Annotated in this window: 16 protein-coding genes; all 16 read left to right on the forward strand. The window is 43.8% G+C overall.

Annotated features, from left to right (window positions below; translation table 11 throughout):
• Positions 1–3 precede the first annotated feature (3 nt).
• Positions 4–2145 carry a glycoside hydrolase family 31 protein gene (locus ACLOAU_RS13100; protein ID WP_427862314.1) on the forward strand — a complete coding sequence of 714 codons (2142 nt, stop codon included), beginning with the start codon at positions 4–6 and terminating at the stop codon, positions 2143–2145.
• A gap of 6 nt (positions 2146–2151) precedes the next feature.
• Entirely contained in the window at positions 2152–3327 is a 1176-nt protein-coding gene (locus ACLOAU_RS13105) for an alginate lyase family protein (RefSeq protein WP_427862315.1), read from the forward strand.
• A complete protein-coding gene (locus ACLOAU_RS13110; RefSeq protein ID WP_427862316.1) occupies positions 3324–5204 on the forward strand; it encodes an alpha-L-fucosidase in 1881 nt (626 codons plus the stop codon). The genes ACLOAU_RS13105 and ACLOAU_RS13110 overlap by 4 nt, the downstream gene beginning before the upstream one ends.
• Positions 5205–5209: 5 nt before the next feature.
• Entirely contained in the window at positions 5210–6412 is a 1203-nt protein-coding gene (locus ACLOAU_RS13115; RefSeq protein ID WP_427862317.1) for a glycoside hydrolase family 88 protein, read from the forward strand.
• Between the two features lie 531 nt (positions 6413–6943).
• The gene (locus tag ACLOAU_RS13120; RefSeq protein WP_427862318.1) at positions 6944–8335 is read left to right on the forward strand and encodes a hypothetical protein; all 1392 of its coding nucleotides are present in this window, start codon (positions 6944–6946) and stop codon (positions 8333–8335) included.
• Positions 8336–8359: 24 nt separating this feature from the next.
• Positions 8360–9736 (forward strand): polysaccharide lyase 6 family protein, encoded by a 1377-nt coding sequence (locus ACLOAU_RS13125; protein ID WP_427862319.1) that lies wholly within the window; start codon positions 8360–8362, stop codon positions 9734–9736.
• 68 nt (positions 9737–9804) lie between these two features.
• The gene (locus ACLOAU_RS13130; RefSeq protein WP_427862320.1) at positions 9805–11232 is read left to right on the forward strand and encodes an alpha-L-fucosidase; all 1428 of its coding nucleotides are present in this window, start codon (positions 9805–9807) and stop codon (positions 11230–11232) included.
• 18 nt (positions 11233–11250) lie between these two features.
• A complete protein-coding gene (locus tag ACLOAU_RS13135) occupies positions 11251–12801 on the forward strand; it encodes a glycoside hydrolase family 28 protein (RefSeq protein ID WP_427862321.1) in 1551 nt (516 codons plus the stop codon).
• A 20-nt stretch (positions 12802–12821) separates the two neighbouring features.
• Complete coding sequence (locus tag ACLOAU_RS13140; protein ID WP_427862322.1) at positions 12822–14348, forward strand: hypothetical protein; 1527 nt, start codon at positions 12822–12824, stop codon at positions 14346–14348.
• Positions 14349–14427: 79 nt separating this feature from the next.
• Entirely contained in the window at positions 14428–15015 is a 588-nt protein-coding gene (locus ACLOAU_RS13145) for an RNA polymerase sigma-70 factor (RefSeq protein WP_427862323.1), read from the forward strand.
• 80 nt (positions 15016–15095) lie between these two features.
• Positions 15096–16124 (forward strand): FecR family protein, encoded by a 1029-nt coding sequence (locus tag ACLOAU_RS13150; protein ID WP_427862324.1) that lies wholly within the window; start codon positions 15096–15098, stop codon positions 16122–16124.
• A gap of 138 nt (positions 16125–16262) precedes the next feature.
• Positions 16263–19649 (forward strand): SusC/RagA family TonB-linked outer membrane protein, encoded by a 3387-nt coding sequence (locus ACLOAU_RS13155; RefSeq protein ID WP_427862325.1) that lies wholly within the window; start codon positions 16263–16265, stop codon positions 19647–19649.
• 81 nt (positions 19650–19730) lie between these two features.
• Entirely contained in the window at positions 19731–21437 is a 1707-nt protein-coding gene (locus tag ACLOAU_RS13160; RefSeq protein WP_427862326.1) for a RagB/SusD family nutrient uptake outer membrane protein, read from the forward strand.
• A gap of 228 nt (positions 21438–21665) precedes the next feature.
• Positions 21666–22529 carry an AraC family transcriptional regulator gene (locus ACLOAU_RS13165; RefSeq protein ID WP_427862327.1) on the forward strand — a complete coding sequence of 288 codons (864 nt, stop codon included), beginning with the start codon at positions 21666–21668 and terminating at the stop codon, positions 22527–22529.
• 129 nt (positions 22530–22658) lie between these two features.
• The gene (locus ACLOAU_RS13170) at positions 22659–23918 is read left to right on the forward strand and encodes a PQQ-dependent sugar dehydrogenase (protein ID WP_427862328.1); all 1260 of its coding nucleotides are present in this window, start codon (positions 22659–22661) and stop codon (positions 23916–23918) included.
• Between the two features lies 1 nt (position 23919).
• The gene (locus ACLOAU_RS13175; protein ID WP_427862329.1) at positions 23920–24363 is read left to right on the forward strand and encodes a c-type cytochrome; all 444 of its coding nucleotides are present in this window, start codon (positions 23920–23922) and stop codon (positions 24361–24363) included.
• The last annotated feature ends 266 nt before the right edge of the window (positions 24364–24629 follow it).

Raw genomic sequence — 24629 nt, forward strand, 5'->3', positions numbered from 1 at the left:
CCAATGCGTCGATATATTTTTTACGTTTGCTTTTTTGCAACCTTATTGATCAGGGTTAGTGCCCAGTCTCTGCAATGGCAGCAGGTAGCGCCCGGTGTATGGAAGGGTATTGCAGGGCAACCTGAGTCTTACGATTTATTAAAGGCATCCGGCTCAATTCCTGCAACCGAAGCTTTGCAAAAGATGGGGAATAGCCCATTGCCCATAAACAGGAACGATATTACGGCTTCAGTTGTCGATGGTAAAACCTATCTGCGTTTTCCCCTGGCAGAGAAAGAACAGCTGTTTGGGTTGGGATTAAATTTTCAAACCGTACATCAGCGGGGTAAAATTCTCCAGTTACATATGGATCACTACGGTGGTAAAGACAACGGACGCACGCATGCCCCGGTTCCTTTTTATGTATCCAGCGCGGGGTACGGCGTTTTTATTAATTCGGCCAGGTATATAACGGTATATGCCGGGGCTTCTGTAAGAAAAGATAGCAAGCATCCGCCTGCAGAGAAAAACAGGAACGAAGATAAAAGCTGGAGTTCGCGCCCTTACTCAGATGCCGTAGAGATTTTGGTGCCGGCTGCCGGTAGTGAAGTATATGTATTTGCAGGCCCTACCAGCCTGGATGCTGTTAGAAGATATAATTTATTTAATGGTGGCGGTGTGCTGCCACCCCGCTGGGGCTTAGGTTTTACCCAGAGGGTGAAAACGTTGTATACAGCTGATGATGTAAAAGCAGAGGTAGACTCTTTTCGTCTCAAAGGATATCCTTTGGATTTTGTGGGCCTGGAACCAGGATGGCAAAGCCGAGCCTACCCGGGCACCTTTGAATGGGATAAAAAACGTTTTCCCCAGCCAGCAAAATTTGTAAAAGAGATGCTCGATAATGATATCCGTTTAAACTTATGGATTAACCCTTATGTATCCAAAGAAGCCGGATTCTATAAAAAAATAGCTCCCTATACAGGTTCTCATACGGTGTGGGTAGGAGAGGCTCCTGATTTTACAATACCGCAGGCCCGTAATATTTTCTTTGAGCAGTTAAAAAAAGACCAGGTAGATATTGGCGTAAGTGGCTATAAGATCGATGAGGTAGATGGATATGATTATTATCTGTGGCCGGATGTGGCGCGTTTTCCCGGCGGTTTAACAGGCGAGTCCATGCGGCAGACTTATGGCGTATTGGCTATGCGGTATAGCCTGGATATGTTCAGGCAAAAGAATGAACGTACCTATGGTTTGGTAAGAGCTTCCAATGCCGGTGCTAATTCGTTCCCTTATGTTATCTATAATGATTATTATAATCATGAAGATTTTATTACGGCCCTGATCAACAGCGGCTATATTGGTGTATTATGGACGCCGGAAGCCCGTGCTTCCAAAACTTCTGAGGAATGGCTGCGCCGCTTTCAAACTGTAATTTTTTCACCAATGGCCATGATCAACGCCTGGTCAAGCGGCACCAAACCCTGGTCTTACCCCGATGTGGCAGAGCAGGTGAAAGAGTTGGCATTACTTCGTATGAAAATGATGCCTTATTGGTACAGCGAGTTTGCAAAATATCGTTTTGAAGGAACTCCTGTTTTCCGTGGTATGAGCCTGGAGCCCGGTTTTGAAGTAAATGCGGTGAGTGCCGTAAAAGGAAACCTGGACGATAACCCGTACCTCGAAGCTACCACTAAAGAGGTGAAGGATCAATATATGGCCGGCGAATATCTTTTAGTAGCGCCTTTATTTACCGGCCAGCAAACAAGAAAAGTTATTTTACCCAAAGGAAAATGGTTTGATTTTTATACCGGGGCATATGCAGGCGATGGGGAAATTATAACGGTAACACCAGGACTTGACAAAATCCCGGTATTCGTAAAAGATGGTGGCATTATTCCTATGATGGAAGCGAAATTGCATGCGCCCCGCAAGGGAGAGAAAGTAGATCTGGAAATAAGAGTATATGGCCAGAAACAAGGTACTTACAAACTCTATGACGATGACGGTCAAAGCCTGGATTATGAAAAAGGCGCTTTTGACTGGCGAAATATAAAAATCGAGAAAGATAGCAAAGGAAAGCTAAACGGTTCTATAGATGCACCACACAACAAGAATGTACAGTCCTATAACAAAATTACATTCCGGTTTATGTCGGGCCAATAGTAATATATGAGATTGTTTATTGTCATAGCATTAATGGGCGCTATCTCCGGCTTGTGTGCGCAACAAAGCAACACCGGGGATGTTTACAATGTCGCTGTAAAGCAGCTACGTAATAATGTTTTGAAAGAAGCAGAAAAGGCACTTAAAGAAAAGGCCGTAACCGTTACTGCGCAAACCTCCCCAAGAAGCGCAGGGGGTATACATGACTTTTATAGCGAAGGCGACTACTGGTGGCCCAATCCTGTAAATGCCGACGGCCCTTATATTCAAAAAGATGGGATGACCAATCCCGATAACTTCGTGGCGCATCGTCTGGCAATGATCCGCCTGAGTCAGATTGTAGGTGTGCTGGCATCCGCATGGCGTATTACAGGTCATGATAAGTATGTAAAGAAAGCTATGGAGCACTGCAAAGCCTGGTTTGTTGACACGGCAACGAAAATGAATCCGAGCCTTCTTTACGCGCAGGCTATTAAAGGACGTGCTACAGGTAGAGGTATTGGCATTATCGATGCTATTCAGTTACTGGAAGTGGCCCAGGGGCTTTACATGATGCAGCAATCTCCTGCAATGGATCAGGAAGCCTTAAGGCGGGTAAAGCAGTGGTTTGCACAATACCTGGACTGGGTTACCTCCCATCAATATGGTATTGATGAAATGAACGCAGCTAATAACCACGGTACCTGCTGGGTAATGCAGGTGGCAAGCTTTGCAAAGTTTACCGGCAACCAAAAATGGATCAACTTTTGTTCAGAGCGTTATAAAAACGTACTATTACCTAACCAGATGGCACCTGATGGGAGTTTTCCAAGAGAATTGGCCCGTACCAAACCCTATGGCTATTCCCTATTCAACCTGGATGCCATGACAGCCATCTGCCAGATACTTTCCTCAAAAGAGAATGATCTCTGGAACTACCAGACAGCCGATGGCCGCTCTATTAAAAAGGCAATAGCATTTCTATATCCTTATATCAATAATAAAAACAAATGGCCTTTTAAACAGGATGTGATGTACTGGAATAACTGGCCGGTGGCGCAACCCGCATTATTATTCGGAGCGGCGGCTTTTAATAACCGGGACTGGTTCAACACATGGGCCAAGCTCGACCATTTTCCGGCCGTTGAAGAAGTGATTCGTAACCTGCCTGTACGTAACCCCTTAATATGGATAGCAAAATGAAATACGCAAAAACAATACTAACGGTTTTGTGTGGCATCTCACTGTTGTTGGTTGAAGCGCAGGTGAAAGGGGATGAGGATAAAGAGATGTTTAATAAAGCTGGTACAGATCGTGATAACAACGCTGTGCAGGATGCATTGAATGGTTGGTGGACCGCTTCGATGAAAAACCATGATGATCGCATAAATTGGTGGAGCGACGCCAGGTTTGGTATGTTTATCCATTGGGGCATTTATTCGCTCCCGGGCGGAGAATGGAAGGGCAGGGAGGTTAAGGGATATGGCGAGCATTTAATGCGAAAGGAAAAAATATCCAGGCAAGATTACCTGGATATTGCGAAGCAGTTCAACCCCGCAAAATTTAATGCAGAAGAATGGGTGAGGGATGCAAAAAATGCAGGAATGCGTTACTTTGTTATTACGGCCAAACACCATGATGGATTTGCTATGTATCCGTCAGCTATATCTGATTTTAATATACAGGCACAAACCCCTTTTACCAGAGACCCTATGTTTGAGTTACAGGCTGCCTGCAAAAAGTACGGTTTGAAGTTTGGATTTTATTATTCACATGCATTTGATTGGGAACATCCCGATGCACCAGGCAATGACTGGGAATATAATAACCCTGGTGGAGACCGGCAGCTACATGGCGGTACCGGCTGGTACAATTTGCATCCTGAATTATTACAAAAGGCGAAGCGCTATGTTGATCAAAAGGCCATCCCGCAAATCGTCGAACTGATTCATAAATATCACCCGGATATTTTATGGTTTGACACGCCCCATAAATTGCCCTTATCGGAGAATATACGCATTTTGCAAGCCATTCGCGAGGCCGATCCTGGCGTAGTTGTAAACGGGCGACTGGTTAGAAGCGAAAAAAATAATTTCGGTGACTACAAAAATACGGCCGACCGACCCGCTGAATTTTACCCCGTTACAGGTGATTGGGAAGCTATCCCAACAACCAATGAAAGCTATGGCTACAACCGGTTTGATCTTTCTCATAAACCCGTCGCTCATTTTATTAGGCTGCTGGCCAGTGCAGCAGCCAAAGGAGGAAACCTGTTGATGAATATTGGTCCGATGGGGGACGGTTCCATAGATGTTAGGGATGAAAATATTTTAAAGGGCATCGGCCAGTGGATGCATAAAAATGGTGAGAGCATTTATGGTACTGTGGCTACGCCGGCACCGCTGCAGAGCTGGGGCGTTACCACTTATAAAAAAGGAAAGCTGTACCTGCATGTTTTTGATTATCCTACGGATGGAAAGCTCTTTATCGGCGGTATCCGGGCTGGTATCAGGAAAGCCTATTTGCTGGCTGATAAAAGTAAAAATCTGAAAATAGAAAGGGCAGGTAAAGAAGACTGGAGGATTGAGCTCCCGGCAACAGCGCCGGATACCACTAATACAGTAGTAGTGTTGGAGATCAATGAAGGAACCAGCTTTGATAGTGTACGCTATGTAGCCCCCAATAGCCGGGTTACGCGAATGCTCGCTTTTGATGCGGCTTTGAACGGGAAAGGTTTTGGCTTTGGCGATGGGAAAACCAACCGGTATTATGTGGACGGGTGGAAGCTGCCATCGCAAACCATCAGCTGGACCTTTAGAAATGATAGCGATACAATGTTCGATCTGGCATTGAAATATATCGTGGGAGATAATGCTGGTGGCATTTATAAAGTAGTGTTGGATGGTAAACCCCTGGCTGAAGCAGCGGTTCAACCGGCTGCTAAGGGAGAGGATATTTTGATGAAGAATATAGGCCCGGTGCAGTTGAAAAAAGGAATACACACGTTGGTCGTTCAGCCGGTATCTATAACCAAACAGGAATTGATGCGTCCGTTAGAATTACTATTAATTAAAAAGTAACAGATATGGTGAATAAAATAGTCGTATCCCTGGGCATAGCTTTAATAACAGGGATGAGCGCGCAGGCACAAAGCCCGGATATCCGCGCTGTGTTCAGTGATGCTGAAAAACAGACAAGGGTAATGCTTGCTGAAATTGATAAAGCTAAAGAAGGAAAGCCCGATCTGGTTGCTCCAAGAACTATTGAGCAGGGAAAATTAAAATTGGTAAAGTCGGGCGATTGGACCAGCGGCTTTTTCCCGGGCGTATTATGGTTTTTATACGACTATACCCGTAATACCGAATGGAAAAAGGAGGCTGAACGCTATACTGCTGATATCGAAAAGGAGCAATGGAATGGTGGCACGCACGATATGGGCTTTAAAGTATATTGTAGTGTAGGCAACGGTTTCAGGCTTACCGGCAGTAATCATTATAAAGAAGTGCTGATGCAATCTGCAAAAACATTGAGCAGGCGTTTTAATAAAACAGCAGGTGTTATACGTTCCTGGGACCATAATAAACAAAAGTGGGATTACCCGGTAATTATCGATAATATGCTAAATCTCGAATTGTTATTTGCTGCATCAAAACTTACAGGCGATCGATCCTATTATAATATAGCCGTAAGCCATGCCAATACAACTATGAAGAACCATTTTCGAAAAGATTTTGGTACCTGGCATGTGGTGGATTATGATTCAACTCAGGCGGGAAAGATCAATAAAAAAACAACCCACCAGGGATATGCTGATGAGTCCACCTGGTCCAGGGGAGAATCATGGGCCATTTATGGATACACGATGTGTTACCGTGAAACAAAAGATCCAAAATATCTAAAGCAGGCTGAAAATGTCGCCGGGTTTATTTTGAAACATCCGAACCTGCCTGAGGATTTAATACCTTATTGGGATTTTAATGCACCTCAAATACCGCACGAGCCACGGGATGTGTCTGCAGCAGCAGTGATGGCGTCGGCATTGCTGGAGCTAAGCACCTACAGCAAGAGTGGTAAGCTATACAGGGCAACAGCCGAAAAGATGCTGACCAATTTAACCAAAAGCTACAGAGCGCCCATCGGTAGCGACTTTGGCTTTTTATTGCAGCATAGTACCGGATCGAAACCATCAGACAGCGAAGTTGATGTTCCTTTGAGCTATGCAGATTATTACTATCTCGAAGCGCTGTTACGTTTGCAGAAATTGACTGGTTCAAAGAAACTATATTAGAAAACGGTCTTTCAATATTGTTAGAAATAGGAGATGAAAAAGTAGGAGATAAGTAAATACGGTTTGCTGAATAACCGGGACTGTCCTGATCTTTTGAATACATGAAATAAAAATACCACGAATGCCTGCATGACCGGCCGGCAGGCACTAATATTTTTGATTCGTGCATTCTATACAACAATTTACCAGGTGTCAACTTCTTAGCGTCATAGCGCCGTCATGGTTAAGAGATTCACCGGGGAGAAAAGAGAAACAGAGTTAACGCGGAGTAGTTTAAATTATATACTCCTGGTTTTACTTCATCAGAATCGGAGATATCCTCTGCGCAGTCTTTGCGTCCTCCTTTCTTCGCGGTTAAATAATATTTAGTGTGCCAGAAAATCAATCCTGAAAGGAGCGATGGAATCGTAGCACTTAAACAGCATGACCTAAGATGACCTGGTGTCCCCGGGCATCAGGGGGTGCTCCGATTTGATTTCAGACCATTCGAAAAAGTTATATGCTCAATCTCATAATAAAATACGATCACATATGAAATGTCTAAGCAGGAAAGCAGCTATTGCTGCCTTGTGTAGTATTGCTCTATTCAGTTGTTCACAGGAAAAGATGGACGCGACAGTGGACGAGAAGTTGGTTGAGACCCATGCCGGTGTTCAGAAAGCCGGAAACTATGCAGTTCACCTGGGACTTAGCTCGGCAACAGGTACTTCCACATGGACCTACACGATAAAAAAAGAAAACAAGGCAAAAGATATCGGGTATTTTGTTCTCAACCTGGGCGGCTGCGGTGAGAATAGCCCAACTATCAGCAATATTATTGCGGCAAAAGTAAATGGTGTTGACTGGATGGGAAAGACTACCGCTTCAAACGGCAATACCCAATGTCAAATTGAGTCGGATAATTTCGTAAAGTTTGAGAACTTACCCGGCTCTGAAGTGTATACAATAGAGTTTACACTTGACTCAATATATGCACAGGTACCCTCATCAGGTTGGATAAAAGCTGGCACCACCTGTTCCCCGATGGAGATCCAGGGCCCCGGCTGTAGAGGTTACCAGTTGACAACATCACTTAACGCCGATTCCTCCCTGGCAGGAAAACCATATAACGAATTAAACAGCTATGCAAGGATCTCAGGTTTTGACTATACAGAACATCCGCATTGTAGCGGTGGCTATGGTGGTCATAGGGATGGGATACATTTTGCAACAGAGAAGGACGATTTTTTAAACAAATATGTTTTCAGGTTTAACATTCATATCGACCCGGTGATCGATGGCGATCGTTGCAGCTCCGGTACGGTTGATCGCCAGCGAAACGAATTAAAGTCTGCTACCAATAATACTGAATGGGCGAAAGTACAGGGCAACTGGGATGAATGGCAGATACTGGAATGGAAATTTAAACTTCCTGCTGGCTTTCAGCCTACATCCAGCTTCTGTCATATACACCAGTTAAAGGCGCAGGACGGACCTAATAACGGGAGCCCGGTTATTACGATTACGCCAAGGGCTAACAGTAACGGATCCAATAAGCGCATGCAGATCATTCATTCTGTAGACGGTGCCCAAACAGGTAAAGGAACCATTGTTGATAATATTCCCCTTGCTGATTTTGAGAACGAATGGGTGAGCGTGCGTGAAGAAATGCATTACGCGCACAACGGTTATTACTCCTGCAAAATTGTAAGACAGCGCGATGGCAAGGTACTCATAGATTTCAGGGATACCAATATTGATATGTGGCGAACAGGAAGTTCTTATATCCGTAGCAAGTTCGGGATATACAGGAGCCTTGGCGCAGGTCGTTTGAATCAAAATCCGGTAGGTCAGAACCCGTTGCTAAAAAATGAATCAATGTGGTTGAGTGATCTGAGGGTGTATGAAAAAAATCCAAACCCCAACCCGGGCACAACGCACTAGCTTTTAAACAATAAAAATAATGAAATGACCAGGTATATTTTTGCGTTGGTATGTTCTATTCTTATGGGCTCTGCAATCGCTGCTCCGATAGTAGTATCCTCAATTAAAGATTTGCAGGAAGCAATTAATAAAGCGGCGCCCGGAGCAACCATTATCCTGAAAAATGGATCGTATCAAACAGACGCCGACATAATAGTAAATTGTTCCGGAACAAAGAAGCAGCCTGTTCTTATACAGGCCCAAACTGTGGGCGGTGCTGTTATTGCCGGTAAAGGTGGAATCAATTTAGTAAGTCCCGCCGCTTATGTAGTCATTAAAGGTTTTAAATTCACGCATGCGGCTTCTCATGCCCGATCAGCTTCTGGAACGAGTTATTGCCGGTGGACACAAAATATTTTTGAAACACCTGGTAAGGGAGAGTACCTTACTATTGCAGGCAATGATCATGAAATAGATTACAACACTTTTCAGCATAAAAGAGAAATGGGACGAATACTGGCGATAAGAGGCGAGGGAAGCCAGATCGCTCAACGCCTGCATATTCATCATAATTATTTTTATGATTTCCCCGACCAGGGAGGCGCCAATGGAGCAGAAACATTACAGTTTGGTTTAAGCGGCTTAAGCTTATCTACCAGCAACAGTATTGTGGAGTATAATCTTTTTGAAAAATGCCATGGCGAAAACGAACTGATTTCTGTTAAGGCTTCAGGCGTTACACTCCGGTATAACACCATACGGGATTGTCCTGCACAATTCACGCTGAGACATGGCAATCGTTGTGATGTTTATGGAAATTTTTTCTTTAACACGCCCGGCCTGAGAATTTATGGAGATGATCATCATATTTTCAGCAACTACTTTGAAAATTGTAGCCAGGCTATCACCATTGGTAACGGAGGCGCTGAAGTAGCAGACGGAGCTCCACTTACTTCTCATGATCGCCCCGATCGTGTTTTAATTGCCTTTAATACATTAGTGGGCAATAAAAAAAATATCCTGCTGCAGGCAAGACAAAACGGTTTAGGCGCTACGTTTATTACCATCGCTGATAATATTATCCAGGGAGGCGCGGAAGCGGCTGTACTTTCGGGACCATTAAAGGAAGGTGTCTGGAAAAATAACTGGCTGTACCAGGTAACTGGTCCCGGCGATATTCCTGCAGGCGGATACCAGTTGAAAGACGCCCAGCTGGTTAAAGATAGTAAGGGTATTTACCGGCTTGGCGCCAGGAGCCCCACAATAGGAACGGCTGATGCAGGTTTTAAGCTAGTTAATGTAGATCTGGATGCGCAGCCAAGAGCAGGCAAATGGGATGTTGGGGCCGATCAATACCTGAACGGGAAAGGGATAGCACAGGTACTTCAAACTGGTCAGGCCGGTGCTACCGTAAATCAATAGGTGAGTTGTACTGAGCAGGGTGAATGATAATCAGCAATATTCGATTTAATAAAATGTAAACAATAGCGATGAAGAAATTCTATTTGATACTTATGTCAGCATTGATCTTTTCGGTTTCAATGCAGGCGCAAACAACGGATAAAGAAGCACGCATGGAGTGGTGGAGGGCAGCGCGTTTTGGCATGTTCATTCATTGGGGCGTATATGCCCAATGGGGCGGGGTTTATCATGGGCATCGGCAGGCAAGGGGTGGCGCCGAGTGGATCATGAATCGCTCAAAAATTCCGGTGACGGAATACCAGGAGCGTGCTAAATCATTTAACCCCGTAAATTATAATCCTGATGCTATTGTAAAAATGGCGAAGGATGCTGGCATGAAGTATATCATTATTACTTCCAAACATCATGATGGCTTTGCGCTATTTAAATCTGACGCCAGTAAATGGAACGTGGTGGATGCCACTAAATACGGGAAAGATTTATTGAAACCGCTCGCAGACGCCTGCAGGAAATATGGCATAAAACTGGGCTTTTATTATTCCCAGGCCCAGGACTGGAATAACCCCGGTGGTTCCGTAGCACGTAAGGAAATGCGGGAGGGCTGGCCTAACCCGGACTCTGCAAAAATAGATGCGTATACAGCAGCACACAAAGGCCATTGGGATCCGTTACAGGAAACCAAAACCTTTGATGAATATATTGATGGAGTAGCGGTTCCACAGGTAAAAGAAATTTTGACCAGGTATGGAGATATTGCCGTTTTGTGGTGGGACACACCGACCAACATGACCGATGCAGCAGCATTGAAATTCCAGGAAGTTCTGAAGCTGCAACCGGGCATCATTACTAACGACAGGCTGAAACGTCCTAATTTTCCGGGAGATACCAAAACCCCTGAACAAAAGATACCTACACAGGCAGAACTGGATGGACAGGATTGGGAAACCTGCATGACGATGAATGGTAGTTGGGGATATAAAAGCTGGGATCATAATTGGAAGTCAACAGAATCACTGATCCGGAACCTTGTGGATATTGCTTCAAAAGGGGGCAACTACTTATTGAATATCGGTCCTAAAGAAGATGGCTCCGTACCAGGTGAAAGCATTGAACGCTTAGTGCAGATTGGCAGCTGGATGAAAGTAAACGGTGATGCTATTTATGCAACCAAAGCCAGTCCGCTACAAGATTTGGACTGGGGACGCTGTACCATGAAAGCGACGGCTAAAAATACGCAGCTGAATCTTTTTGTATTCAACTGGCCTGCCAACGGAAAGCTGGTTGTACCGGCAATTGCTAATAGAGTTATTGAGGCCAGGCTCATCGCAACCGGGAAAAAGCTTGCCGCAAAAAATGAAAACGGAAACATCGTTATAGTGTTACCATCAGCAGCGCCTGATAAAATTGCTTCATTAATACAGCTGAACGTAACCGGTGAAGTAGTCAATGTAAATATCAAGGGAACCAAAAAAATGAAAACCGGTGAGCTCGACTAAGAGCATCCGGTAATAAATATGAAAAAGCTGATTTTACTAATATGGTTTGCCGGTATTGCTGCCGTTGTTTACGCTGAGGATGTACTCATTACCCGTTTTGGAGCCAAGCCTGATGGGCATACCATGAATACCGTAGCCATTCAAAAGGCAATTGATTATTGTTACAATAAAGGTGGTGGCCGCGTGATATTTCCTAAAGGTGATTTTCTTACGGGTACCATAGAGTTCAGGGATAATGTAAAACTGCATTTTGAAAAAGATGCCCGCTTGTTAGGAAGCACCAATGTTGAGGACTACCGCAATGTGGACCCTTTTACAGAAGGACTGGGTATAGATGTAGGGTGGGCTCTTTTGGTAGCTGTAGACCGGGAAAATATAGGGATTGAAGGTTATGGTGTTATTGACGGGCAGGGCTCCGCTTTAAAGGCGGCCCATATTTTAAAAGATACAAGACCCGAGGGGCAGCGTTGGGGACGGCGGCCTTTTTTGCTACGTGTTGTCCGGTGCAATAATGTAACCGTTAAAGATATTAGCCTGAACTATGCCGGTGCATGGACATCGCATTACTTCCAATCCAGGAATATTTTAATTCAGAATGTAAAGATCCGCAGCGTAGGGGTAGCTCATAATGATGGTATCGGTATTGACGGTTGCCAGAAAGTTGCTATCAGTAATTGTGATGTAGTCAGCGGAGATGATGCGCTTGTTTTTAAAACAACCTCCAGCAAAATGGCTTGTAAGGATATTACTGTAAAAAATATGCGGCTTAAAAGTAACCAGGCAGGCATAAAAATGGGGACGGAGTCGATGGCTGGTTTTGAGAATATCGATATCAAAAACTGTTATATCTATGATACTAAAAACGGCGGCATTAAATTGTTGTCAGTGGATGGCGCCAGGATAAAAAATGTAACCATCGCCGATATTAAAATGGATGATGTTCGCACACCTGTACTGTTACGCCTGGGCTCCCGTTTAAACGTGTTCCGAAAAGGTCAGGATCAACAACAACCTACCGGTTATTTTGAAAACGTGGTATTGAAAAATATTAAAGCAGTATCAGTTGATAGCACACAATTGAAATCAGCAACAGGTATCTTAATAACAGGTGTACCAAACCATAAGCTGTCGGGTGTAACATTGGAGAATATTTTGATAGAATTACCCGGAGGCGGTACAGCCGAAGAAATAAATGTAAATGTTCCCGAAGCTATTGACCAGTACCCGGAAGTGAAAACTTTTGGCCCTGTAATTCCTGCTTATGGTCTTTGGGCAAGACATGTAAAAGATATTAAGATAAAAGGATTGCAGTTCCGGCTAAGAAGCAACGATCTGCGGCCTGCCTTGTTTTTGCAGGATGCCACCAATATGCTGGTTAGGGATGCCGTAATTCCGGCCACTGAAGACGCTGCCTCTACAGTGCAGGTAAAACAGTCTGCCAATATTAATCTGCAAGGATGGAAGGTTTACGGGAGTATACGGTCATTGATAGTGACCGATGAAGCCAGTAGGTCACAAATTCATCTTGAAAAAAATAGGTTGCCCCGTGAACAAAACCTGTTTCAGTAATGAGTAACCCCATTTACCTTATGTATAAAATATTTGCTGTAATAGTTAGTATAAGTACCTGGCTGGGCAGTGCAATTGCACAACATACCGCTGCGGCACAAAGTAAATGGATCAAACAGGTTGGGACAGGAACACTGGAATATACCCATACGGATAAGGGCGACCGGATTACAGATTTTTCTTACGCAGGCTATAAAGGAGGTGGCGTAAGAATTCCCGATGTACCTTCCCGGGTAACTATTTATCCTGTGGCCGGCGATAACACTGCGCATATTCAGCATGTTATAGATTCTGTATCACAAATGCCTTTGCACGAAGGCTTCAGGGGAGCTATACTACTGGCGCCGGGAAGTTATTCCTGCTCGCAAACTATACGGCTGGCCGGTAATGGTATCGTGTTGAGAGGATCAGGCGAAGCTTCGAAAATTATCATGACGGGTGCACCTCATGTTTGTTTTTCAGTAGGCGAAGATGTAAAAACTGAACGGGTAGGAAAAGCTGTCTTCATTACAGATCCCTATGTACCCTCCGGGGCTCATCAGTTCACAGTAGCGGATGGCGGGGATTTTTCAGTAGGAGATGAGATAGCCATCAGCAAACCCGTAACCGATTCATGGGTTAGTTTTATGGGAATGGATGCTTTGGTACGTGATGGGAAGAAACAATCCTGGATAACCGGGGAGTTGGTTACAGAGCGCATCGTCAAGGCTGTAAAAAATAATGTTATTATGATATCGGTGCCTTTAACCGATAGCTATGATGCTGGTTTTACGGCACCCGGAACAACGGTACAAAAAATAAAACGAACAGGCGAGATACAAAATATAGGTCTTGAAAATCTTTCTATTGTTGCCCCGGAGCAATCGGTAACCATCAGCCAACCACATCATTCGGCCATAAGGGTAAAGGGGGTAGCAGATGGATGGCTCCGCAATCTTTCAATCAGTAACACGGTGAACAGCATTGCTGTTTCCGGCAGGAGAATTACTTTGGATAATATCAACATACAGCATACGGCATCTACTATCGGGGCAGCCAAGCCAGCTGATCTGAGTGCCAATGGCGGACAACTGTTGTTCAATAAATGTAATATCCGGGGCGACAATGTTTTTTTCTTGGCTACCGGGGCAAAAGTAAACGGGCCTAATGTGTTGCTGAACTGTACCTTCATAGGTAATGGCTGGATACAGCCCCATCAAAGATGGGCAACCGGTTTATTGATTGACGGATGTAAGGTGCCCGACGGGGGTATTGATTTCATGAATCGTGGTGAAATGGGCTCCGGCCACGGCTGGTCTGTAGGTTGGGCAGTTGCCTGGAACTGTGTAGCCAGGTCGTATTTAAATCAGCAACCGCCTGGAGCTTTTAACTGGGTCATCGGTTCTTCCGGAGAACAACAGCAAAAGGCTATGCCCTTTGATAAGGAGCCATTGTTGCCTGAAGGGGTTTACGACTCTCATAATAAATCAGTGCTGCCGCTTAGCCTCTATCTGCAGCAGTTAAAGCTCAGGTTGGGAGCCCGGGCTTTAGAGAATATTGGTTATTAGGAACTTCTATAAGCGTTGAACGGTAAAATAAAAAAAGGAATACTATATTTGACAAACGGTTGGTATCAAAGTCTTGCTAATGAAGAGAAAAGTCCTTGAATGGGTTGTTGATGTGGCTGAAAATGATTCGCATGAATCGTTTGAGCAGCTATACGCCTATTTTTCTTCAGGACTTCAGTCATACGTTTATACAATTGTGGAAGATAGAGAAGTGGCATTAGACCTGGTTCAGGATCTTTTTGTGACACTTTGGGCTAACCGGCGTACGCTAAGTGCAGTCAGTAATATCGGTCATTACCTGTATAGTTCTATTAAGAACAATGCTGTGCGTTATGTAAATAAGCGTTCCAGAGTTACACCCATTGATAACGAACATTTGGAACAGATCTCCCTGGATGCCATGAGCCCCGAGCTGACATTCATCGCCAGGGAGCAATTTCAGCAATTACAAAACTCTATCAATAGCCTTCCTTACAAATGCCGTCTGGTTTTCCGTTTGGTAAAAGAGGATGGATTAAAGTATAAAGATGTTGCCCAATTACTGGAAATTTCAGTAAAAACAGTAGAAGCCCACATGACACTGGCTTACAGCCGCATCGTAGATTGCTTTGAGCAGATGCTTCCCGAGCATCAGGAGTATTTCAAACCCGGCAAAAAGGCTCAGTAAAAATTTTTTTAATTTTTTTTTGAAGTGACTAAGGGTTTTGCATCAGCAACTACTCTTTATGGTTAAGCATGGTCTAAATTATGGAAAAGTCCAGGTTCATTGAACTTTTAAGAAAGAAGGAGAGCGGGGAAATATCGCTTTGGGAATTGAAGGAATTAAACGAGGCCATAGAAGGTAATGCTTTATACGCATCAGTTTTAAACCACCTTCAGGACATTTCGGACGCGCAGCCTCTCTTTAATAAGAGAGAGGATAGTTCTATAGCAGCAGAACTGGAGCAATTAAAAACGAGGATCAATTATCAGCCATTAAAGAAAAAAACGGCGTACCTGAAACGATTATTGGCTGCCGCAGCTGTTGTATTAATTGTTATAACAGTATCTGGTATATGGTTGAGCCGGCAGGAGAAAGCTGCAGATCCAACCAATATCATCGCGACACAGAAGGGGTCCAAAACAACTATAACGCTTATCGATGGTACCAAAGTATGGGTTAACGCAGATTCCAAACTCACTTATGATAATACGTTTGGCGTAAAAACAAGATCTGTTTGGCTTTCGGGGGAGGCTTATTTTGAAGTAGCGAAGGATAAAGAGCATCCCTTTATAGTACATACAGATTTGATGGATGTTACTGCTGTGGGTACGTCCTTTAATGTTCGCTCTTATAAAGATGAGGATGATGCAGAAACGGCTCTCATGGAAGGATCTGTTCAAATTGCATTTAAGAAAAAGGAAACAGCTAAAATACTGCTTAAGCCGATGGAAAAAGTGGTGGTTCGCGATCCGGCAGTCAGTGCTTATCCCGAAAAAGAACAACCTGAGATTGCAGTCGTTAAAGTGGTTTATGATTCTACGCAGGCTGTAGCGGCAGAAACGGGTTGGTTAACAAATCGCCTGGTGTTTAAACAGGAAAGCCTGGATGTGATTATCAAGGTACTCGAACGTCATTATGGATACGATATAAAAGTACAAAATACAAAACTGCTTGACAGGAAGCTCAGTGGTATATTTAAAGACGAGAGCCTTACAGAGGTTTTAGAAACTTTCAGACTAGCTGCCGGTATACGGTATAAGATCGATAAAAATAACGTATTGCTTTTTAATTAAACCAAACAGCCCTATATGAATAATCAGCTATAACATGTAATCACAAAAAAGCGGAAAATGTGCAACCATTTCCCGCCGGATAGTAAAGTAATCATTGCCTGGACAGCAATATTCAATCACTTTAATTAATACAAAAATATGAAAATTAAGGATTGCCCCGCCATGCGCGCCTGGGTGCAATTAATTATCAAATATTTATTGGTAATGAAGCTTGCCATATTTATTATTCTTTTAACGTCAACGCAGGCTATTGCGATCAAAACATTTTCCCAGGAGAAAATAAGTTTGAAGCAGGCGAATATTTCCATTTTAGCAGTTTTAACAGGAATAGAATCACGGTATGACTATCGGTTTGTTTACAGCGACAGTGTGGCATTAAGCAGGCAAAAAATTGATGTATTTGCCAGGAATGCGAGCATCGACGAGGTAATGCAGCAGATCTTAAAGACAACCAGTTTTTCATATAAGAAAATGAATAAAGGACTGATTGTTATCACGGGGGATAGTCATGATATTGTGGCAGAGCTCCCTCTGAAAGGAATAGTTGTAGACCAGAACGGCCAGCCGGTAGCCGGAGCTAATGTTATTGAAAAAGGAACGGTGAACGGTACTGTTACCTCGGATGATGGCAGCTTCCAGATTGATGTGAAAGATCAGCAATCTGTACTTATTATTTCTGTAGTTGGTTTTAAGACGAAAGAAATAGCAGTTACCGCAATCGGTTCTGGTATTTTGCTGGAGAAGGAAGAAGGGAAACTGGATGAAGTAGTAGTAGTGGGTTATGGTACCCAGCGAAAATCAGATGTTACGGGATCTATCACCTCCATTAATGAAAAATCATTGCGGGAGGTACCTGCTGCCAATCTTTCACAGGCATTGCAGGGCAGAGGAGCCGGTATCGATATTCAGAAGGGAGGGGGCAACAGTAAGCCGGGGGCTTCTCCGGTAATTCGTATCAGGGGTGTACGTTCTATTAGTGCCGATAACGGCCCTTTATTCGTAGTAGATGGCATTCCCTTTAATGGTAATATTAATGATCTCAATCCGGATGATATTGTGTCCTTGGAAGTACTTAAGGATGCTTCGGCAACGGCTATTTATGGATCAAGAGGTGCCAACGGTGTGATACTGGTTACCAGCCGCCGCGGACGTAACGGGGAGCCGGTTGTATCGTATGCCGGGTATACCGGGTATGTAAAGAATTTAGGCAAGATTGAAGTGATGGATGGAGCGGAGTTTGCCCTGCTTAAAAAATGGGCCGCTTACAATGGCAATTTCCTGAGCAATGGTAGCAGGAAATATACAGGGATTGATGATCCTGCTATTATAGCAGACGGTGTTTTTGCTCCCCAGGAAATAGAGTCTATAAACATGGGGCGTTCCACCGACTGGCAGGACCTTATTTATAAAACGGGCATCAACACCGATCATCAATTAAGCGTATCAGGAGGTTCGGCCAAAACCCAGTATGCACTCTCAACCGGTTATCATAATGAAACAGGTATTTATCCGGGACAGTCTTTTGAACGTTTTTCAGTAAGATTAAATTTAGATCAGCAGCTGGGTAAATGGGTGAAGGTGGGACTAAGCTCGTTAAATAATTATAGTATTACCAAAGGCGAGAATGCCAATCCCATGGGACAGGTTTTAAGAGCCAGCCCTTTGGCTACACCTTATGATGAGAACGGCAAATTATGGGGATTCGTTCCCGGTAGTGCTAACCAGGTATGGAATCCGCTTGGAGATTTTGTAGACGGAGCCAAAATAGAAAACCGTAAAAGGACCGGTACATTTACGACGCTTTACATGGATATCAACCTTGCAAAAGGGTTAAAGTACAGGTTTAATGCCGGTGCTGAAATACGATCTGATATCTATGGTAACTATTATGCGAGCGCCACTTCTAATAACCTGGGTGGTCTTTCAACATCAAGGAACCGTACCGAGTTCTCCACCAATTATACATTGGAAAATATTCTTACTTACAATAAAACGTTTGCAGAAAAACACCGGATTGATTTTACCGGGTTGTTCAGTATGCAGGAATCGCAGGGGCAAACCAGTCAATTTGATAATAATGATATTGTAGCTGATCCGCTCTGGTACTATAACCCGGCGTTTGGTGCCAACCTGCGCGGTGTGGGTAGTTATGCTAAATGGAATATAGTATCTGTTATGGGACGTGCTAACTATGCCTATAAGAATAAATACTTGGCTACACTAACCGTGCGTTCAGATGGGTCTTCGAGGCTGGCTCCTGGCAATCAGTTCCAGGCATTCCCTTCGGGTGTGTTGGCATGGAACATGGCACAGGAAGATTTTATCCGTCGTACAGGTATATTCTCCAACCTTAAACTGAGAGTGAGCTATGGGAAAGTAGGTAATACTGCAATTGATCCCTATCAAACCCTTGGCGCTTTGTCGGGAGCTGTCTACAATTTCGGCGATCAGATGACCACCGGTGTTTATCTCTCGGATGTTCCCAATCCTAATTTAACCTGGGAATATACCGCCAGTACCAACCTCGGGTTAGACTTTGGCCTGTTTAATAACCGGGTATCCGGCTCCATCGAACTTTATAAGCAGGCTACCAGCTCTCTGTTGTTACCTCAAAGTTTGCCCCCCACTTCCGGTATCCCCAATGCTATTGTAACCAATGTGGGTAAAACGGAAAACAAGGGGATCGAAATACAATTGGCTACTGTGAACCTGGCTGGTGACGGCAGGGATAAAGTAAGCTGGACCTCAGATATCAACTTCTTTTTAAACAGGGGGAAGATAACACAGCTTCAGGAAGGCGTTACCATGGACATTACCAATAGCAGGTTTGTAGGGTATCCTATAGGTACCATCTTCGACTATAAAAAGATCGGTATCTGGCAGAACACATCGACAGATTCGGCACTTGCCAAAAGCCTGGGGCTCTCACTTTCGGGAACAGGATCTGTAATTGGAAACATCAAGGTAGAAGATGTAAACGGTGATAATAAGATCAATGCAAGTGACAGGATCATCTTAGGTTCAAGTCAGCCCAAATGGTCTGCAGGTTTTACCAACCGGTTAGCGTATAAGGGATTTGACCTTACAGTTGTTGCCTTTGGTCGGTTTGGAAGTACTATCACCAGCCGTATGCATAACAGTGGTTTTGCCAATACCTTCCAGGGTAATTATAATAATCTTAGTGTCAATTACTGGACACCTACCAACGGAGAGAACTTTTGGCCCAAACCTAATGCGGCTTCCACTAACACACCTAACAACTCAACATTAGGATACTTTGATGGCACTTTTGTTAAAATACGCAGCCTGAGCCTGGGCTATAACCTCCCTGCTTCATTTTTAAACCTCCGGTCGGCAAGAGTATATGTTACAGCCAATGATGCTTTTATCCTCTTTTCCAAATACCGGAATGTATATAAAGGCATTGACCCCGAAGCCATTAATGCAGGCAATAACCGCGGCGAGATTAATGTGGATACGCCCGCTACTTACTCAATTCTTTTTGGTTTGAACATCACATTGTAATTAATTCAAGTGAAAGGTAATTTTATAATACCAGATTTTACAACGGCTTATTCCTTTAAGAAGCCACAACATATTATAAACATGAAAAAGAAATACTCTTGCTTGTTTAGCCTCTTGTCGATCCTCTTTATTTCAGCATGTAATAAACAATTGAGGGAGGAACCTCACTCAATACTTACACCTGAATTCTTTGCTACTACACAGGGCTTTCAACGCGGACTAGATGCGGCTTATGCCGGAACCAGGAACCTGTGGGGTACTCAGAACCTGTTTACTATGACCGTAATCGGAACGGATGAATTTTATACCGGTAAAGATGGTAACAATGATATCAATAAGTATAATAGCAACTATAATACTTCCAACGGAACGGTGGCGGCAATATGGAAAGAATGTTACACCAATATCAATACCTGTAACGGGGTTATTGAGTATGCGCCTAAAGTAACCGGGCTTTCAGATGAACAGAAAGGAAAGAATGTAGCTGAAGCAAAATTTCTGCGGGCCAATTTTTATTTTTTACTGGTGCAGTTTTGGGGAGACGTAACCCTGAACCGCAATTTTCAGGCTACTCCGGTCACTTCCTCAACCCGTACGCCTCTGGCAGAAGTGTATGACTTTATTATCCAGGACCTGAATGATGCTATTGCTGAACCAGCCCTTCCGTTAAGCCCCAAATCAGCTGGTGTTTTACCAGGGAAAGCAACAAGAACTGCAGCCTGGCATGTGCTGGCTAAAGTATACCTGGCCAGGGCGGGTTCTTCAGCGAAGAAACCCGATGATTATAAAAATGCATACCTCAACGCTATGGAGGCCATCAATAAAAGCGGACTCTCACTTTTGCCTGATTTTGCACAGGTGTTTGCAGAAGGCAACGAGGCCAGTAATGAAGTAATCTGGACGGTGCAACATACATCGAACCTGGCCTATAATGGCCCCAACAATAGTGGAGGCTCTGACAATGTGCTCAACCATATGTGGGTACCTAAGTATGAAGATGTAGGTGGTATGAAAAGGGATGTATTGTACGGACGACCCTATATACGCTGTGTACCTACACCCTGGTTAACAGAAGTAGCATTTGGCGAACGGGTTAACGACACCAGGTACAACAAAACCTTTCAAACCGTATGGTATAGCAATAATGCGGCATCTATACCCAAATGGACAGCACCGCTTCCCCCGGGGGCTCCGGCAGGAGCTGTAGTTGGCCAGCCCAAATTCTCGGTGGGTGATACGGCAATCTTTATGCCGGGCAAACCGGCTACCCCTGCACAGATTGCTGCTTCCCGGTATTTACTGATGCCTCCTAATAATTACAATATCAGTTTAAGTCCTTATATGAAAAAGTATAATGATACCAAAAGAGCTGACATGAACTATCCTTCGGTAAGGCCGGTAATAGTATATCGCCTGGCAGAAACCTACCTGGTAGCAGCCGAAGCCGCTTTTATGGGTGGCGCCGGTGCAACGGATGCACTTCAAAATATCAATATAGTGAGAAGACGGGCAGCTTATCCGAATGCAAATCCGGCTGTAATGGATGTAGCTGCAATACCTTCCCTTGATTTTATTTTGGAAGAGCGTAGCCGCGAGCTGTGCGGTGAATTAACCAGGTGGCTGGACCTGGTTAGAACGAATAAATTGATTGACCGGGTTAAAACAAAAAACTATAATCCCGAAGCTGCGGCTAATATTAAAGAATTTCACGTATTGAGACCCATTCCCCAGGCTCAAATTGATGGAGTTACTACCGGGCCGGCTTATCCTCAAAACCCTGGTTGGTGATGCACTTTTAGAATGATTAGATTAGCTGGATTATCAGCATACGAAGGTATGGCTGTAAAGATCCATCAGATACGCTATCGGAGACCCTATCATCAAGGAGAAGGGTATAGCTCCGGTGATTCTGCAATGTCTGTCTTATGATTGATCCGGCCCTTTGATTTTGTGTTTAAACGCTGAACTATACTTTTCCTTTTGCTTAACAATGATTGCTTAACTAAAAATGCTTTTATGAAACCGCAATTACTCAAAATGCACACTGAGCCTTACAGTTCCTTTAGTTTTAGAAATGATTCGGTACCTCATGTAAACAACCGTTGGCATCTTCATGCAGAACTTGAATTAATCTACTTCAAAAATGGTGAAGGCACGCAGTTTATAGGGGACAATATCTCCAACTTTAAAAGTGGAGATGTTGTACTGGTAGGACCCAACCTGCCTCATTACTGGCGTTTCTCCGATTCCTTTTTTGAAGAGAATGCTAATCAGGTTAATGTATTTGTGGCCCATTTTCCTCAGAACTTTTTGGGGAGTCATTTTTTAGATCTGCCCGAGAATGTTGAAATAAGAGCCGTTTTCGAACGTTCAAAGAGGGGACTCCAAATTGCGGGCAAAGCCCGAAGCCGTATTGCCGATATCCTGGAGCGGCTATCTGCTGCCGAAGGAAGCCAGCGTATATTATTGATGATTGAAGCCTTAACAATTATTTCATCAGAACCCAACTGTATAGAGTTGTCTTCTGTAGGTTTCAGACCCAGTGACTATTCTGACGAGAATGAAAGATTGCAGGCGATTTTTGATTACTCCAATAAAAATTTTAAACATAGAATAGCTTTGGAGGAAATTGCTGAAATAGCCAATATCAGTCCTAATTCCTTTTGCAGGTATTTTAAAGCAAGAACCGGTAAAACCTATTCTCAATATCTTATAGAGCTAAGAGTAGGATATGCCTGCAGGCTGCTTATTGAGACGAATACCTGCCTGAAGCGCTTATGTTTTGAGAGCGGGTTTAATAATTTTTCCAGCTTTCATAAATATTTTAAGATCATAACGGGTCGTAGTCCCCTGATGTATCAAAAAGAATATACGATGTAAATATACTCAGGCATTGATCCGGCCGATTATGCTAAAATCATTGAACATATTGCTGATAGGTAGTATCATCTTTATAAAAATACATACCATATTTGCCCTGTTAAGGATAGAGATTTTCAAGCTACATATATGAATCAAATTAGAATTGCTATAAGTACATGGACCATTGTTTTAGTGCTGCTTAGCCAAAGTTTTACGGGGTTTTGCCAGGGAACAAATGCGGGTTTAAAGCTCCCGCAGGGATTTACAGCCAAAAAAATCATTGACACTTCCGGTAAAGCAAGGCATCTTTCGGTGTTGCCTGGTGGATTGATTTACGTGAAAATGGCAAGGCCCTGGCAAGGGAAAGGTATTTTAATGCTGAGAGAGAATGATAAAGGCGAGGTCGCTGTAGTGGATGGATTCAGCAATTATGGAGGAACAGGTATCTATATTAAAAACGGGTATTTGTATGCATCCTCTAACGAAGAAGTTTTTCGTTATCAGTTAGGAGAGGATGGCCGGGTGATAAATCCTGATAAGCCGGAGCGGATTATAACCGGTTTAAAAATGGGGCGGCAGCATGAAACAAAATCAATAGTGCTGGATAATGACGGCAATATTTATGTCAACATTGGCATGCCTACCAATTCCTGCCAGGAAAAAGACCGGCAACCCGGATCGATGGGCATACCCGGTTGTCCTTTACTCGATTCAGCAGGAGGTATCTGGCAATTTCGTTGCGATAAACCTGATCAAACCTATAAAGACGGCATTCGCTATGCAACAGGATTACGTAATGTAGTGGGGCTTGATTGGAACACACAGAATAATACCTTATTTGTAATGCAACATGGCAGGGATCAGCTGCATGATCTCTTCCCTGCACTATACACTCAAAAACAGTCTGCAGAGGTTCCTGCTGAGTGTATGTATATGATCCGGAAAGGCGACAATGCCGGGTTCCCTTTTATTTATTATGACCAGGTCCAGGGTAAAAAAATTCTGGCTCCGGAATACGGTGGAGATGGTAAGAAAGAAGGAAGTAAAGAATATATTGATCCTGTTGTAGCGTTTCCCGGGCACCTGGCTCCCAACGGGCTATTGTTTTATACAGGGAGTCAATTCCCCGAAAGATTCAGGAACGGTGCATTTGTAGCCTTTCATGGTTCATGGAACCGCACACCTGAAAAACAGGAAGGATATTATGTTGTGTTTGTTCCTTTTGAAAACGGCAAGCCTTCGGGGAAATGGGAAGTTTTTGCCGATGGATTTTCAGGCGTGTCTGAAGTGCGCTCTCCGCGCCAGGCCCGGCACCGTCCTTGCGGATTAGCGCAGGGACCCGATGGAGCGCTTTACGTTACAGACGATGTAAAAGGCGCTATTTATAAAATTGAATATAAACAATAAGATGCGAAAAGTTATAGTACTGGCTTGTGTATTAGGAAGCCTTAACGGGTTTAGCCAGTCTGCAAAGAAACCTGCGGTGAAAAAAACAACACCTTCGGTTTCGCCGGTTGTATCGTCAACCAACCGCGGAAAAATAGTTTACCGTAAATTCTGTTTATCCTGTCACCAGCCGGATGGAGGAGGCGTGCAAAGCTTAAATCCCCCATTGATAGGTACCAGCGGCGTTTTAGGAAATAAGGCGCGGCTTATCAAAATCGTAAGAAATGGCCTGCAGGAACATGTAGAGCTGGATGGAGAGTATTACTCCAATAATATGCCTCCGTTTAAAATGCTCACCGATCAGCAGGTAGCTGATGTGTTAACTTATATCAGGAGGAGTTTCGGGAACAAGGCAACGCCGGTGTATAAAAATGAGGTAACACAATTAACGGCGAAGAAAAAATAGCCGGATATACTATTTGTTTCAATGGTTGACATTGTCAACCATGTATTGTTTTGTAATAAATGTTTGGTGCCGTTTTACCGCTGTATAATAATAAACCGGCATCAAAATTATTATTACATATAGATTAACCTCCCTCTTCCCGCCAGTGGAGACACTGGCCAGGGCTATGCGAAATGCATTCGACTGGTTTGTGGGGACACAAACCTCAGCATAGCCCTGGTATTATAAGATAGTAGTTTAAGCAAGCAATCAGAGGAAAAGAAGGC

Source organism: Paraniabella aurantiaca, assembly GCF_050309965.1.
GTDB lineage: Bacteria > Bacteroidota > Bacteroidia > Chitinophagales > Chitinophagaceae > Niabella.